Below are 15,835 nucleotides of genomic sequence, written 5' to 3' on the forward strand. Positions count from 1 at the left end.
TCTTTATTGTTTTGGTGTAAACATAGACGAACCTGCTTGTCCATCGTAGTCTTGAATATTTTTCGCAATGATCGTTAGCTTCTCGCTAAAAGTAGTTAGTTTTTCTTTGTCTTGTTGGATTTCCCCCATATTCTCACTAGCTTGTACACTGTCCCATAACTTGTTTTTTTCATAAGGTGCAATCATTTCCTGTACTTCAGCATAAGATAAGTATTGACGAATTTCGTTGGCTCCGTTTAGGATTTCTTTAGATAGTTCGCTGATTTCATGTTCCATGTCTTGTTGCATTTTTTTTAGAATTTTTTCCGCTTCTTCCCCAACAATTTTTGCTTTTTTCGCAACGGCATTCGCTAAATCTACACGTAATTCGATTTTTTTACTGCCAGAAGCACCAGCGATACTTTTTTGTAAGTTGGTTATTCCCTTATCGGTAGTGGATTTTAATGCGGTTAAGTTGGCATTACCTTTTGCATATTTTCCATAGAGCTCAAGATATTCCTCTACTCTCTTTTTTGCTTCGGATTTGTCATTTGCCAAAGGGTTAAATTTGCTATTTTTCTTCGCCCATACTTTTGCGGCTAATTTGACTTGTTCCAACGTCATGTTGGGTGCAAAAATACCATCTTTGGCTAAACGATCTAAGTTTAATGTATCCCCATCAAAATATTTTGCCAATGTGCTATGTTCGCCAAATCCTGCTCCTGAAATTTGAGAAACAGTGCCATATTTCCGATCACGTCCTGACGCATTCGCCCAAGAATCGTTTTGATAACGGATTAAAAACTCAGGATTCTTTTTCAACCATTGTTGCTCGTCATAAGTTAATGTATTAAATTGATTTTTCCCCCAGTCATCAAAACTGGTTGTTCTAAAGCCAAATTTTTGCCCGTGCTCTCCTGCCATTTTCATCATGTAGCCACCTGATTGACTAAAACCTGCGACATCAGTAATTGAACCACCTTTTTGGGCAACTTTTTTTTGAGTTTGGTTTAAAAATTTTTCTGCTTGTTTATATTCTTCAGAAATATTTCCATTAAAAGCATTAACGGCTGACCCAAAGCCACTTTTACCTGTTTCATTTGGCATATTCGTTCCTGCATACACTATGGCAACATTATTATAGTCAGTGGTGCCGTCTTCGTTGACAGGAGCTATAGCCATGGCGTTTAATTGGTTATCATCATTACTTGCAATTTTGTTAACAACTGTATAATATTGTTTTCCACTAGGTAAATCTAGTCTGAACGTATCATCATTTTCTACAGTTCTTACAGTTTTTTTTGTAGCATCAATAGCATTTGCCAACACTTCAGTTGTAATTTCTTTGACCATAGACTTTCCCCTCCTAATACTTCAATTCATAAATAACTAAATTGTAAATAATTTTGGCATTTGGGCTACCTACAGTATTTTTTTTGACTTTTTCAAAAGGAATTTCATCTTTTTTCTCTAATTTTCTAGTAGAATTTTCTATCTCCATTTTTATGAATGAATCTGTATTTTCAGCATTTAATGAGTCTAATTTAACGTATTTTTTTAAAGAGCTATTATATTCAGTTTCCCCATTTAACCGAAATGTCATAGTGAAATAGTTATCTTCAGATACGAATATCTTAACATCACTATCAACATAATTTCCCAATAAAGAAGGGCCATAGATTGGTGAGTTACGCCACTCTACGCCAACACCTTGCCATTCTATTTTTTCAATTCCTTCATAGTTTTTCATTAGATAATCTGAAACGTAAGATTGAATTAATTCAATCCCTTGTTGGTACTCTTTTTCTGTTGCTCGCTTATCCATATATCTTTTTCCTCCAATTCCTAAAATAGTTATTAGTACAATTAAAAGGCTAATTAACCACCATTTTTTCTTTTTCAATCTACCACCACCTGTTTTTAATAAGCATTGGACTGCCATTATTAGATTTTCTGATTTTTTTAAAGTCCACCTTGTCTTTTTCGTTCAATTTAAACGTAGCATTTTTTAATTCAGATTTAACAACAACATCTATATTGCTTGGATTCATAGAATTCAACGCAACATATTTTTCTAAATCAGCATCATAGTCTGTTTCATCTATCAAAGTAAATCGCATAGTAAAATAGTTATTTTTAGAAACATATATCTTAGCTTTTCTATTAACATAATTTCCCAATTGAGATTGCCATAATTTCTTGACTAGTTACACTTTTTTCTCCTAATGCAAATTCATGTATAAGTTGCTTTTCATCGGCTAAAATACGTTGAAATTTACAAATAACTAAAAGTGCCCTCAACCCTGTGTCAATCTTCATAATACCTCCTAATGATTTCATTTAATTTATTACAAAATATTTAAACCTGTAACATTTCATTTAACTAAAGATAAAAATAATGATGTTTATAATTATATACTAACAGACAGAAAATACAACTGTTTTTTTATAAAAAAACAGTCGATAACATTGAATTTTTCAATGTTATCGACTTTTAGTTTATTTTAAATCAATCAACTTTCTAACTAACTTAACCATCAAATGATACATCGGAACAACGGTCACAATTAAAGGAACTGCAAAAACTAAAAGCTCCTTATTAAAAATACTTACCAACGAGAAAAAATTCCCAAAAAAGAGGAAAATCAGCAAAAAGACTACGATTAAACTACTGATTAAACCAATTACTTTTTTGCTTAACGGATTGGCTACATAGATCAATGACGTGAAGCAAACCATTCCCGTCAATAAGACGCTTAACGTCGAAGTAATTGAATAGTCTAAATGCCAAATAGTTCCCAGCACTAAAATCATACAAATATACAGAACAACAAGAATTCCTGCTGTCAATGCCGGCTTCATGACATTTTTAAAGAAGCCTCCTTTAATTTGTGCATAGTTTGGTCGTAGGGCTAAAAAGAACGAGGGAATACCTACTGTTAAAGCATTAATTGGACTCAATTGGATTGGCTGAAACGGATACGCTTGATTCATAAAAATAAACAACACTGCCAAAATTGCCGAATAAACAGTCTTCGTTAAATAAAGTGACGCTACTCGTTGAATGTTATTTACCACTCGTCTTCCTTCCATTACAACACCAACTAATGAATCAAAATTGGAATCAAGCAATACAAAATCAGAAACACTTTTAGCCGCCGTACTTCCTTCAGCCATCGCAATGCCACAGTCTGCTGTTTTTAACGCTAAAATATCATTCACACCATCGCCAGTCATGCCAACAGTATGTCCTGCTTTTTGCATCGCTTGAATCAACTCCCTTTTCTGCGTTGGACTCACACGACCAAAAACCCGATACTTGGCTATAATTTCACTTAAATCTGCTTCTTTGTCTACTTGACTCATATCAATTGCTTGTTTAGCATCCTCTACACCAACTCGTTCGGCTATATGAGCCACTGTTTTAGGATTGTCTCCTGAAATAATACGAATGGCCACTCCTTGTTGGTTAAAATACTTTAAAGTTGCAGGAGCTTCAGCTCGAATCGTATCTTCCATGTAAACAAATCCTAATAAACTTAGCTGCTCTGGTAACTGATGGTTGACAAACCCCGTCGAGCTACTGGCAATAGCCAATACTCTTTTGCCCATTTCACTGGCTTGATTTACACTATGCTGGTCTGCTTTTGATAACGTTGAAAATACATACTCCGGGGCACCCATCACATAAGTTTTATTTGTATCAAATGTTGCGCCACTCCACTTACGAGCCGAAGAAAATGGAACACTTTCAATTAATTTCCATTCTTCATTTTTGTCAACAGCTTTTTGAAGCGCCATGCTTGTGGGATTGTCGTCTTCTAATCCTTTAACCAACGCACCGATAACCGCTTTTAACTGATCTACTTGAACCCCATTAGCCACGATAAATTCACTTACTGTCAATTCACCATTTGTTAATGTTCCGGTTTTATCCAAACAAAGTAAATCCACTCTTGCTAACGTTTCAATTGATCCCATTGTTTTCACTAAAACTTTTTTCTTCGTCAGATTGACGATTCCTACCGCTAACGCAATAGACGTAATTAAGATTAATCCTTCTGGAATCATGCCAATAATAGCAGCCGTTGTTCCTAAGATTGCTTTTGAAATAGCCAACCCGCCTAAATAGCCTGAAAAAAATAACAACAACCCAATGGGTAAAATCGCAAAGGTTAACCCTTTTACAAGACGGTTTAACGTTCGCATCAATTCACTGGTACTATTTTTTTCTTTTTTAGCTTCAATTGAAAGCTGATTTACATAGCTATCCTGTCCTATTTTAAGGGCTTCTACATACCCGTTGCCGCCAGTTACATAACTCCCTGATAAAATTGAATCCCCTACTGTTTTTTTGATAGCATCCGATTCCCCTGTTAACTGTGATTCATCTACTTCAAAACCATTTGTAGCAATTACAATACCATCTACACAAATCTGTTCCCCACGACGAATCATTACCAAATCATTTGTCACAAGCTCCTCTTGCTCAATGTCTACAAAATCGCCCTCTCGAACAACGGTTACTTTTGCTTGATTTAGCAAAGAGAGCTTGTCGATACTGTGCTTAGCTCTGATTTCTTGATAAATACCAATGCTTGTATTTGCAAAAATCACACCTAAAAACAATAAATTTTTATAGCTACCGGTTGTCAAAATAAGTCCTGCCATTACCAAATTAATGCCATTAAATAAGGTACAGATATTATCAAAGAAAATCTTGCCTACACTTTTGGTTAGAGGTTTTTGCGGCTGATTATTGGCGCCTTGCGCTATTTTTTCTTTTACTTCTTTCATTGAAAGTCCTTTTAAATCAGTTTTTAGTTCCACCGTTTCAGCCCCTCTCTTTTACTACGTTTTGTTTATCTTACACGATAAAAGTTAATAATTTCTAATGTTTGTTCTTTATTTTTAGAATTTTTTGGATTCTTATAGAAAAGATAACTTCTTTTATTATATCGAAGGATTTATAAAAAATCATCCGTCAAAAGTCGGATTTCCTAAAGGGTTCTAATAGCCTTTTAGCTCAACTTTACGGTATACTAAACATGTACTTAAAAATGAATTGGAGTGTGACTAAAATGAGTAATCATGTTGTTATTATGAATTTTGATTCTGAAAGTAAATCGTATCAAGCCTTTTTAGAAATAAAGCAGCTACATTTGGAAAAGAAAATTAAAGGCGAACAAATGGCGATCTTAGAACACTTACCAAATCATCAATTAGAACCAAAACAATTTTTAGATTTTAATGGCGCTGATAAAAATATGAAAGGCGGACTAATCGGAATGCTCGTAGGCGTGTTAGCTGGTCCCTTAGGCGTTTTACTTGGTTGGTTTACTGGAAGTGTGATTGGTTCTATGCAGGACGCTAAGGAGGTTACAGAGGCACTTTCTGTCTTTGAACATACCGTTGACGTCATTCATGAAGGCGATACTGGAGTCATCTTAATTGCTGAAGAAGAAGACAATCGTTACATCAATGATTTAGTTTTCCAAAAATTAGGTGGTCAAATCGTACGTTTAAATACGGAAGATGTTGAAAAAGAAGTCGCTGACGCTAAAAAAACAGAACATGATTTAGAAACTGAAGCAAAAAGTCGTTGGTTTAACCGAAAAGCATAATTAGATCAAAAGAAGTCAAGGAACAAAAGAGCGCATCCTCTTGTTCCTTGACTTCTTTTGTAGGTCATCCTTCGATTAAGTCCTTTTTCATAACCCGCTTATTTTTCAACAATACTTATAGTAAATCCATCATAACCTTTAACCCCAACGGTCTCCAATGCAGTAGAACTTAGCGCCGTATTGTCTGCTAAATCTTCAATAAATGCGCGTACTCCCTGCACTCGTCCATCTTTACTGGTTGAATCAAGAACCGCTCCATCTCGGACAACGTTATCTCCGATAATAATTGTTCCTTCAGTAGCTAATTGTAAGGCATAATCTAAATAAGCTGGGTTATTTTCCTTATCCGCATCGATAAAGATTAGATCAAAAGCTGGTGTTTGATCTTGTACTAATTTTTCTAAACTATCGGTAGCTGCTCCGACTATAATTGTTATTTTGTCAGATACGCCAGCAAGCGTTAGGTTTTCTTTGGCAACTTCCGCATGTTTTTCATTATATTCAAGAGTGATTATTTCTCCATCCTCTTCTATCCCTCGAGCAAACCAAAGAGTGCTGTAACCTCCAAGCGTTCCTATTTCTAAAATGCGTTTAGCTCTTTTTATTTTTGTTAGAAGGTAAAGAAATTTCCCCTGTGAAGGTGATACATCGTGTGGTGGCAATTGATGTTGCTTATTATTGGCAAGAATTTGTTCAACTATTGGGTCTTGCCCCACCAACTTTTCAATAAAATAATCATCAACAGCTGCAAATAATTTAGCCAAAATAACTCACTCCCCAGTTAGTAATCGTCGTTTTGTTTTAATTGTATCTTTTTTTTAATCAGAAAGAAAGCATCCTGCAACCTTACTCCGACTGTCGAACTATTTTGAACGAACCCTAAAAAAACAACGAGTAAAATCATTGTATGATTTTACTCGTTGTTTCTATATATGAGCCTTCTTTTTAATATTAATTGGCTACAATATTTACCAGTTTGCCTGGGACAACTACTACTTTACGAATTGTTTTTCCAGCAATAGCTTCTTTAACGGTTTCATCAGCTAAGGCAATTTCTTCCATCTCAGCTTTTTGAACGTCTTTTGCAACGATGGCTTTCGCTTTTAATTTACCATTTACTTGGAAAATCACTTCAATTTCATCTTCTACTAAGAATTTTTCGTCAAAAGTTGGCCAAACTGCATACGTTAAGCTTTCTTTATGACCTAATTTCTCCCAAAGTTCTTCAGCCATGTGAGGCGCAATTGGGGCTAATAATTGAACAAATCCTTCGATATAATTAAATGGAAGTGCATCTGTTTTATACGCTTCATTTACAAATACCATCATTTGTGAAATTGCGGTATTAAAGCGTAATGCTTCAAAGTCTTCCGTTACTTTTTTAACGGTTTGATGATACACTCGATCAAGTGCGCCATCATTGAATGTTGTAATGCGATCCCGTAGTTTGCCATCTTCATCCACTAGCATGCGCCATACACGGTCAAGGAATTTACGACTGCCTTCAAGACCATTTTCATTCCATGCAATGGATGCATCAAGAGGTCCCATGAACATTTCGTACATACGCAAGGTGTCTGCGCCATATTTTTCAACAACATCATCAGGATTGACTACATTGCCTTTTGATTTAGACATTTTCTCATTATTGCCGCCTAAAATCATGCCTTGATTGTACAATTTTTGGAAAGGTTCTTTTGTTGGAACTACCCCAATATCATACAAGAATTTGTGCCAGAAACGAGCATACAATAGATGGAGAACAGCATGCTCTGCCCCTCCAATATAGATATCAACAGGCAACCATTTTTCTAGTTTTTCAAAGCTTGCTAATTCGTTTTTATTATGTGGATCGATAAAACGTAAGAAGTACCAAGAACTACCTGCCCATTGTGGCATTGTATTGGTTTCACGACGACCTTTCATACCTGTTTTAGGATCAACCACGTTTACCCATTCTGAAATGTTCGCAAGTGGTGATTCTCCTGTTCCGCTTGGTTTAATCTCAGTGGTTTTAGGCAATAGAAGTGGCAACTCTTCTTCTGGTAAAGTCGTGGTTGTACCATCTTCCCAATGAATAACAGGAATTGGTTCTCCCCAATAACGTTGACGAGAAAATAGCCAGTCGCGTAAACGATACGTTGTTTCTTTTTTACCAAAGTCGTTGTCTTCCAACCATCGGTTCATCTTCTCAATTGCCGTAGCCTTATCCATTCCATTTAGGAAATCTGAATTAATATGTGGACCGTCTCTAGTATACGGCTCATTTTCAATATCGCCGCCTTCAATAACGGGTAAGATTTCAATATCAAAGGTTTTAGCAAATTCATAATCACGTTCATCGTGAGCAGGAACCGCCATGATAGCACCCGTTCCATAAGTTGAAAGTACATAGTCCGCAATCCAAATAGGAATTTCTTTTCCGTTTACAGGATTGATTGCATACGCTCCAGTAAAAACACCGGTCTTCCCTTTAGCTAAATCGGTACGGTCTAAATCGGTTTTCAAGCTTACTTCTTCAATATAAGCTTCTACTGCTGACATTTGTTCTGGCGTTGTGATCTCTTTGACTAACTCTAGCTCAGGGGCCAAAACCGTATACGTTGCACCAAAAAGTGTATCAGGACGTGTTGTAAATATTGTAAAGGTCTTATCCGTTCCTTTGACTGTAAAATCAACATTCGCACCGACAGATTTTCCAATCCAATTACGTTGCATGTCTTTAATGCTTTCAGGCCAGTCTACAAGCTCTAAATCATCTAGTAAACGCTCAGCGTATGCCGTGATTTTAAGCATCCATTGTTTCATCGGTTTACGGTAAACAGGAAATCCACCACGTTCGCTTTTCCCGTCAATGACTTCTTCATTTGCCAAAACGGTTCCAAGAGCAGGGCACCAGTTAACGGCAATTTCAGCTTCATAAGCTAAGCCTTTTTCATATAATTTTGTAAAAATCCATTGTGTCCATTTATAATAATGAGGGTCCGTTGTGTTGATTTCGCGATTCCAATCATAGCTAAAGCCTAATGAATTGATTTGACGACGGAACGTTTCAATATTGTGAGCTGTAAATTCAGCAGGATCGTTTCCTGTATCTAATGCATATTGTTCTGCTGGCAAACCAAAAGCATCCCATCCCATTGGATGAAGAACATTATACCCTTGTGAACGTTTCATTCTAGCTAAGATATCAGTTGCCGTATACCCTTCAGGATGTCCGACATGAAGTCCTTGACCAGATGGGTACGGGAACATATCTAACGCATAAAAATTTTCTTTAGTTGGGTCTTCTGTTGTGTTAAAGCTATTGTGACTTGCCCAATATTTTTGCCATTTTTTTTCAATTGTCTTGTGGTTAAAACTCATTTACCTTCGACTCCCTTTCCCTTATGCTTACTTGTTATTTTTTTGAAACAATAAAAAATCGTCCTGTAAATCCAAAACAAAATTTTCGTTGCTTCGCATTCACAGGACGAATAAATAAAATCAAATTCGTGGTACCACCTATGTTTTCTAAAAAACACGCTAAAATAAGCATCGCTTTCTAGACTCCTCATACCCTTAACGCAGGTGCTACGACCTTACTTACTCCTAGTTCAGTAAAGCGACTCAAAAGGCGAGTTCATAATTCTTCTTTATGCATTTCCACCACCCATGCACTCTCTATCAAAGTTTCCTTACTACTATTCCTTATCATTGTCTTTTCTATAATAATACAATCATTTTAACAAATTCCACCGCACTTTTCAACTGTCCTCTTAGAATCGTAAAACAAAAAAATTAGCAAGAGAAATCAATTTCTCTTGCTAACAATTGTTCTAAACTGGATTAGCTTTAAGATAATCCTTCAACCAAGTTTTCCCTTCCACAATTCGAGTAACCAACATGGCAGATACATTATTTCCAGAAGAATTTAATAACGTTGCTGGTACATCAATAATCGTACTGATGATGACAATTACTGGAACTGCTTCTAGCGGAAATCCAAAAAGATTCACAATCAACATTTCAGCAATCATTCCGCCACCTGGAATTGACCCCATAACAGCTCCTACAAGAAAAGCTCCTAAAATAATGGTCAACATCGCACTAGGTGACGTCATTTCTTTGCCAAAAATACCATATAAAAAGGCAATTTTTAATACACCGCCGATAACGGAACCGTCTTTATGAGTATTTGCACCTAAGGGGATCACCGTCTCTGCAATATCAGGTGTAACACCCATTTTTTTAGAATATTCTAAATTAACAGGAATACAAGCTGCACTAGAACAAGTCGCAATGGCTGTAATTGAAGGCGTTGCAATGTTTTTCCAGTAAATTTTCACTCCTGCTTTGCCACCTGCTATAAAAGCATATAGCGTAAAGAAAACAATATAATAAAGAACTGCAATAACTAGATACAACACAAAACTACGAGCGTACCCGCCAATTATTTTAGCTCCTAAAGTTCCAATAACTGAAGCAAAGTAACAGCCTAAACCAATCGGTGCATAATACATAATCAGTTGAACCATTTTCATCATCACACTATTTGCTGAATTTAAAAAAGTTACAACCGCCTCACCTTGTTTGCCAGCCATTGACGTTGCTGTGCCAAATAAGATTGAAAAAACAATCAACGGCAGCATACTTGACTTAGATAGAAGCAAGTGAAAATCTGAAACAGTAAACATATTGACAATTCGCTCGCCAATCGTGATTTTTTCAGCCTCTCCAGGTGCCCCCATTAAAGCTTTCACACTTTCCACATCAATGCCCTTAACTGGATTAAAAACAGAAATACCAATGTATCCAACAATTGATGCTACTAACGCTGTTGAAAAAAAGACCAGTAGCGTACTTAGCATAATTTTTCCTAAACGCTTCATGCCATTCATATTTGCAATTGCCGATGAAATACTAAAAAATACGAGTGGTACGAGCATCACGAACATAATATTTAAAAACACATCTCCAAAGGGCTGTAGTACTGTTGCTTTTTCACCAAATACAACGCCTACGATTCCACCCAAAATCAACCCTGCTAATAAAAGCATCGATGACTTATATTGTTGCCAAAAGCTCTTCATTTTATCTTCTCCTTCATTGCTTTCCTAAAAACTCCTTCTTTAGTTTAAATTATTTTAAGAAAAAAACAATCTTTTTCTTAAAATAAGCCGTTTAAATCAATTCTGGTTTATTTTAGGCTGTAAAAAGAGTATAATACTTAATGTTGTTATTAATAAGGCGGGACACGTTAAAGGAGTGATTAGACTGAGAGCAAAAATCCGTTCTTTACGAGAAGAGTATCATGAATTTTTACGCTATTTCTTTTGGGGATTGATTGGCACTGGGCTAAACATTGGCCTTTATGAACTTTTTATTCGTATTTTACCTATCCATTATTTAGTAATTAATTTTATTGTTTGGTTTATTACCGTACTTTTTGGGTATTATACAAACCGTAAATTTGTTTTTAAACGCCTTGCAAAATCGCTTCCTGAAACCTTGATTGAAGCAGGTCATTTTGTTGGCTTTCGTGTTGTTTCAGGTATTGCAGATACCGGAACAATGTGGTTGCTCTTTTCATTATTAGGCTTCAATGAAGTAGTAGCAAAATTAATTGCAAACATCATCGCTTCTTTAATCAATTATTTTACTAGTAAATTAGTGGTCTTTAAGCGCCCTAATCGAAGTATGGAAGACATTAAAATCAGTTTAAATAAATAATAAAACACCACTAGTTTTGATCAACTAGTGGTGTTTTTACATTTAACTTGAAAATTCAGTGTGGAGTTTAAATTGTTCTTCCACTTTTTTTGAATGTGCTTCTTTTACAGCCTCATCCCATTGATAATATGAAGCCATTTCATCAATTACTTGTTGGCTAATTTTTTTAGCATGATGAATATTAAACAACATTTGGCTGCTTCTTCTTAAGAGATAATCCACTGGTGTTATCACCATTTCGTGCTCTAACCCATAATGGAGCATACTGTAATCTACTGGGTCTAACGAACTCTCTTGACTTGTTTTTAAATAACCATAAACCGTATCTACGTTGGAACCATAACGATGGACTAAATTCTCAGCATCCTCTTTAGACAATCCAAGCATCATGCCGACTTGCGTTTTTTCAACTACAAAGTTTTCAAAGTTATCCCCGCCGCCTACGTTACCACCAGATAAAAGCAATCGTTCTGTTTTCGTTGGTTGGTAAGTTATGCCTGTTTCAACTGCTAACTCTAAGACAACTTGATTGACTACTTTTTCAGACATTTTACGATACCCTGTTAATTTCCCACCTGCAATGGTGAACAAGCCACTATCTGAATGGAATATTTCATCTTTTCTAGAAATTTCTGAAGGGTCTTTTCCTTCTTCATGAATCAGTGGACGCACACCCGACCAACTTGACTCTACATCCTCTACTTCAATTTTAGGAATATCAAACATTTGGTTGGCTGCATTTAAAATATAATGAACGTCTTCTAACGTTACACCAGGCTCTTTTGGATTGCCTTTATAATTGGTGTCAGTTGTCCCAATATAGGTTTTCCCTTCACGAGGAATCGCAAACATCATTCGATTGTCATCAAATGGCGTATCAAAATAAATCGCATTGCTAATTGGAAATTTTGCTTGATCAATAACTAAATGAACCCCTTTTGTTAAGTGCATTGTTTTTCCTTTTTTTGAGTGATCCAATTCTCTTAATTTATCGACCCAAGGACCTGCTGCATTGACAATTTTTTTAGCATAAATAGTACCTGTTTCTCCACTTATTAAATCTCGGAAAGCCACACCTTTAACTTTACCATCTAAATCATAAACAAATTTTTCTACTTTAACGTAATTGGCAATCATCGCTCCTTCTTCAGCTGCTTTTTTCATTACCTCGACAGTTAAACGAGCATCATCCGTCCGATATTCCACGTAAACGCCGGCGCCTTTCAACCCTTCTTTTTTCAAATAAGGTTCTTTTTCTATCGCTCTAAGTGGTTTCAACATATAACGACGTTCAGATTTTTTTACCTTTGCTAAATGATCGTACATTTCAAGACCAATTGCCGTTGTAAAGGAGCCAAATGTTCCACCTTTATAGAAAGGCAATACCATCCATAATGGCGTTGTTACGTGAGGAGCATTTTCATAAACAATTGCTCGTTCTTGTCCAACTTCCTGCACAACTTTGATTTCAAACTGTTTTAGATAACGTAATCCACCATGAACTAATTTAGTGGAACGACTTGAAGTGCCAGAAGCAAAATCGCCCATTTCTAAGACGCCCACATTTAGCCCACGTGTTCGAGCATCTAATGTAATCCCAGATCCGGTAATCCCGCCACCTACTACAAGTAAATCTAATGGTTCTGACTGCATTTTTTTTAAATTATCGCTTCTTGTTTGGTATGAAAATTCCATCATTTAAACACTCCCTTTAATTTAGACGAACGGTTTATTCTTTTATTTTAAAACTTCTTGTTGCAGCAACGGCTTTTTCCCATCCTTGGTACAATTCTTTACGTTCTTTTTCTTTCATTTCAGGTTTATATGATTTATCAAGAAGCCAGTTTGCTTTAATATCATCAATGCTCTTCCAGAAACCGGTTGCTAAACCTGCTAGATAAGCAGCTCCAAGAGCGGTTGTTTCGTTTACTTCTGGACGTTTAATTTCAATATTTAAAATGTCACTTTGGAATTGCATTAGGAAATTATTTTTTGCAGCCCCGCCATCTACCCGCATTTCTGTAATTGGAATATTAGAATCTTTAATCATCGTTTCCATTACATCTTTTGATTGATACGCAATTGATTCTAACGTTGCACGAATAAAGGCTTCCTTAGTTGTTCCACGGGTTAAACCAAACACGGCACCACGAGCATCTGTATCCCAATGAGGTGCACCAAGACCCACAAATGCAGGAACCATATAAACGCCTCCAGTTGACCCAGCGCGCACGGCGTAGTCTTCCGTTTCACTAGCATCGGTAAACATTCTTAACCCGTCACGTAGCCATTGAACGGCAGACCCTGCAACGAAGACACTTCCTTCTAGAGCGTAATTGACTTTTCCATCAATTCCATAAGCAATCGTTGTAATTAAGCCATTATCTGAATTAATCGCTTCTTCACCTGTATTCATTAAAATAAAACAACCTGTTCCATACGTGTTTTTAATCATGCCTTTTTCAAAACAGTTTTGACCAAATAGCGCTGCTTGTTGATCTCCTGCAATTCCAGCAATCGGAACTTGTTGACCAAACATATGGTATTCAACCGTTTTCCCATACACTTCAGAAGAAGAGCGAACTTCTGGCAGCATGCTTTTTGGAATCTCTAACAATTCTAATAATTCATCGTCCCATTTTAAGTCATGAATATTGAACATCATCGTTCTTGACGCATTGGTATAATCTGTAACGTGAACCTGATTGCCTGTTAATTTCCAAATCAACCATGTATCAATTGTTCCAAATAATAGCTCGCCTTTTTCAGCACGACTTCTTGCGCCTTCAACATTGTCTAACAGCCATTTAACTTTTGTTCCTGAAAAATAGGCATCTACTCTTAATCCTGTTTTGCTTTTAACTAAATCTGTATGTCCAGCTTTGATCAACTCATTGGCAATATCACTTGTTTGTCTTGATTGCCAAACTAATGCATGATAAATCGGCATTCCTGTATTTTTATCCCAAACAACAGTCGTTTCACGTTGATTGGTAATTCCAATTGAATCAATTTGTGTTGGACGCGTATCGGACTCAATTAACACGCCAGCAATTACAGCTAAAGTCGTTACCCAAATTTCATTCGCATCATGTTCCACCCAACCTGGTTGTGGAAAATATTGTGTAAATTCACGTTGCGACGTATGCACGATTTCCCCTTTTTTATTAAATAAAATTGCTCGTGTACTCGTTGTTCCTTGATCAATTGCTAAGACATATTTTTTTTCCATCCGTCAACACTCCCTTAAAATTCATTAGTCTTTCTGTTTTGTAGCTACGACTAGGCCGAATAATACTACAATAAAAATAATTAATCCAATCATAGAAATTTCTAAATAGATAAAGTGATAGAAAATCGCTCCCAAAATCCCACCGACAATCGGTCCAACTACAGGTACCCAAGCATAACTCCAATCAGAATCGCCTTTACCTGAAATTGGCAATACTGCATGTGCAATCCGTGGCATCAAATCACGTGCTGGATTAATCGCATAACCCGTTGGTCCCCCAAGAGCTAAGCCAATACCTAGAATCAATAGTCCAACGATGATGGGGTTTAACCCAACTGTCATTTCATTTGCTCCAATTGCAAGTAAACCAAACGTTAAAACAAAAGTACCTAACGCTTCTGTCATCATATTAGCAAACGGACTGCGAATCGCTGGGCCAGTTGCAAATACGGCTAATTTATCCCCTTTACTTTCAGTTGCTTTCCAATGTTTCAAATAAACTAAATAAACAATAATGGCTCCTAAAAATGCTCCAATCAACTGACCGGCAATATAACCAGGTACTTCTGCCCATGGAAAAGCACCAATAACTGCAAAGGCTAAGGTCACTGCCGGATTTAAATGAGCCTGACTATTTCCAGCAACTACATAAACTCCAAGTGTTACCCCAATTGCCCAAGCAATCGTAATTCCAACCCAACCCATGTTAAATGATTTTGCTTTGACTAACACATTTCCTGCAACGACACCGCTTCCAAAAATAATCAATACCATTGTACCTATCAATTCTCCGTAAAAACCTTCCATTCTAAACACACTCCTTCTTTGTAATTCTTCTCTAAAGAAAACGATTACATTTATAAATTTATCGTATCATTAAATTCTTAAAATAGAAAATAGGATGCCTTATCCTTTGGTAAAAAGTTTGTGAAATATAATCTTTTTATCACCTATATTTTCCATTTTCCTATTTTTAAAACGCTACTTCTACTTCTTCCTTAAAAATTAAAAACCCACTTACAAAAGCATTCAACACCTCCAAACACCTTGTTTTATTGTTCTACCATTACTATACACTGAAACCGTTTTCTTTTAAACGGACAATTTCACAAATTTGTCCTAATACTCCTTAAAAATCAAAAAAAGGAGAACTTTTTTTATAAAAAGTCCTCCAAAAAAATTATTTATGCAATTCATTTTTTAATTTATCTGCAATAAACTCAACATCGGTTCCAACAATAACCTGAACAGCTGTTTCGTTGATTTTCACAACACCACGTGCTCCTGC

General features: G+C 36.2%; 13 protein-coding genes and 1 other annotated feature. Of the genes, 2 read left to right on the top strand and 11 right to left on the bottom strand.

Going from position 1 to position 15,835, the window contains the following annotated elements; translation table 11 throughout:
- Positions 1 to 3: 3 nt before the first annotated feature.
- The 5 genes from CDIMF43_RS11130 to CDIMF43_RS11145 form a co-directional block, all read right to left on the bottom strand.
- Positions 4 to 1,332, bottom strand: coding sequence for a hypothetical protein (locus CDIMF43_RS11130; protein ID WP_109842000.1), 1,329 nt, complete (start codon positions 1,330 to 1,332; stop codon positions 4 to 6).
- Positions 1,333 to 1,345: 13 nt separating this feature from the next.
- Positions 1,346 to 1,882, bottom strand: coding sequence for a hypothetical protein (locus tag CDIMF43_RS11135; RefSeq protein ID WP_109842001.1), 537 nt, complete (start codon positions 1,880 to 1,882; stop codon positions 1,346 to 1,348).
- Between the two features lies 1 nt (position 1,883).
- Entirely contained in the window at positions 1,884 to 2,159 is a 276-nt protein-coding gene (locus CDIMF43_RS11140) for a hypothetical protein (RefSeq protein WP_109842002.1), read from the bottom strand.
- The gene (locus tag CDIMF43_RS13625) at positions 2,143 to 2,298 is read right to left on the bottom strand and encodes a cysteine peptidase family C39 domain-containing protein (protein ID WP_162532938.1); all 156 of its coding nucleotides are present in this window, start codon (positions 2,296 to 2,298) and stop codon (positions 2,143 to 2,145) included. The genes CDIMF43_RS11140 and CDIMF43_RS13625 overlap by 17 nt, the downstream gene beginning before the upstream one ends.
- A gap of 180 nt (positions 2,299 to 2,478) precedes the next feature.
- Entirely contained in the window at positions 2,479 to 4,809 is a 2,331-nt protein-coding gene (locus CDIMF43_RS11145; RefSeq protein ID WP_233218319.1) for an HAD-IC family P-type ATPase, read from the bottom strand.
- 251 nt (positions 4,810 to 5,060) lie between these two features.
- Between CDIMF43_RS11145 and CDIMF43_RS11150 the strand changes: the two genes are divergently transcribed.
- Entirely contained in the window at positions 5,061 to 5,603 is a 543-nt protein-coding gene (locus CDIMF43_RS11150) for a DUF1269 domain-containing protein (RefSeq protein WP_074403393.1), read from the top strand.
- A 98-nt stretch (positions 5,604 to 5,701) separates the two neighbouring features.
- Here the strand turns inward: CDIMF43_RS11150 and CDIMF43_RS11155 are convergent, their stop codons facing one another.
- The 3 genes from CDIMF43_RS11155 to CDIMF43_RS11165 form a co-directional block, all read right to left on the bottom strand.
- Positions 5,702 to 6,367: an O-methyltransferase gene (locus CDIMF43_RS11155; RefSeq protein WP_109842003.1), complete on the bottom strand. Its 666-nt coding sequence runs from the start codon at positions 6,365 to 6,367 to the stop codon at positions 5,702 to 5,704.
- Positions 6,368 to 6,554: 187 nt separating this feature from the next.
- Positions 6,555 to 8,969 (bottom strand): leucine--tRNA ligase, encoded by a 2,415-nt coding sequence (gene leuS, locus CDIMF43_RS11160; RefSeq protein WP_109842004.1) that lies wholly within the window; start codon positions 8,967 to 8,969, stop codon positions 6,555 to 6,557.
- A gap of 99 nt (positions 8,970 to 9,068) precedes the next feature.
- Positions 9,069 to 9,309: a binding site (T-box leader), on the bottom strand.
- A 112-nt stretch (positions 9,310 to 9,421) separates the two neighbouring features.
- A complete protein-coding gene (locus CDIMF43_RS11165) occupies positions 9,422 to 10,675 on the bottom strand; it encodes a dicarboxylate/amino acid:cation symporter (RefSeq protein ID WP_109842005.1) in 1,254 nt (417 codons plus the stop codon).
- Positions 10,676 to 10,850: 175 nt separating this feature from the next.
- Between CDIMF43_RS11165 and CDIMF43_RS11170 the strand changes: the two genes are divergently transcribed.
- Positions 10,851 to 11,315, top strand: a complete 465-nt coding sequence (locus tag CDIMF43_RS11170) for a GtrA family protein (protein WP_233218320.1) — start codon at positions 10,851 to 10,853, stop codon at positions 11,313 to 11,315.
- 42 nt (positions 11,316 to 11,357) lie between these two features.
- Here CDIMF43_RS11170 and CDIMF43_RS11175 read toward each other — a convergent pair whose 3' ends face one another.
- Genes CDIMF43_RS11175 through CDIMF43_RS11185 form a run of 3 tightly spaced genes read right to left on the bottom strand, consistent with a single transcriptional unit; the run spans position 11,358 to position 15,354 of the window.
- Positions 11,358 to 13,013 (bottom strand): glycerol-3-phosphate dehydrogenase/oxidase, encoded by a 1,656-nt coding sequence (locus CDIMF43_RS11175; RefSeq protein ID WP_109842006.1) that lies wholly within the window; start codon positions 13,011 to 13,013, stop codon positions 11,358 to 11,360.
- 31 nt (positions 13,014 to 13,044) lie between these two features.
- Positions 13,045 to 14,547, bottom strand: a complete 1,503-nt coding sequence (glpK, locus tag CDIMF43_RS11180) for a glycerol kinase GlpK (RefSeq protein ID WP_074403398.1) — start codon at positions 14,545 to 14,547, stop codon at positions 13,045 to 13,047.
- Between the two features lie 24 nt (positions 14,548 to 14,571).
- Positions 14,572 to 15,354, bottom strand: coding sequence for an MIP/aquaporin family protein (locus tag CDIMF43_RS11185; RefSeq protein ID WP_109842007.1), 783 nt, complete (start codon positions 15,352 to 15,354; stop codon positions 14,572 to 14,574).
- Positions 15,355 to 15,835: the final 481 nt, after the last annotated feature.

The organism is Carnobacterium divergens (assembly GCF_900258435.1).
Lineage (GTDB): Bacteria > Bacillota > Bacilli > Lactobacillales > Carnobacteriaceae > Carnobacterium > Carnobacterium divergens_A.

Coding starts and splice junctions, on each gene's coding strand:
- CDIMF43_RS11150 (WP_074403393.1), top strand. CDS start 5,061: ATGAGTAATCATGTTGTTATTATGAATTTTGATTCTGAAAGTAAATCG.
- leuS (WP_109842004.1), bottom strand. CDS start 8,969: ATGAGTTTTAACCACAAGACAATTGAAAAAAAATGGCAAAAATATTGG.
- CDIMF43_RS11175 (WP_109842006.1), bottom strand. CDS start 13,013: ATGATGGAATTTTCATACCAAACAAGAAGCGATAATTTAAAAAAAATG.
- CDIMF43_RS11185 (WP_109842007.1), bottom strand. CDS start 15,354: ATGGAAGGTTTTTACGGAGAATTGATAGGTACAATGGTATTGATTATT.
- CDIMF43_RS11165 (WP_109842005.1), bottom strand. CDS start 10,675: ATGAAGAGCTTTTGGCAACAATATAAGTCATCGATGCTTTTATTAGCA.
- CDIMF43_RS11130 (WP_109842000.1), bottom strand. CDS start 1,332: ATGGTCAAAGAAATTACAACTGAAGTGTTGGCAAATGCTATTGATGCT.
- glpK (WP_074403398.1), bottom strand. CDS start 14,547: ATGGAAAAAAAATATGTCTTAGCAATTGATCAAGGAACAACGAGTACA.
- CDIMF43_RS13625 (WP_162532938.1), bottom strand. CDS start 2,298: ATGAAGATTGACACAGGGTTGAGGGCACTTTTAGTTATTTGTAAATTT.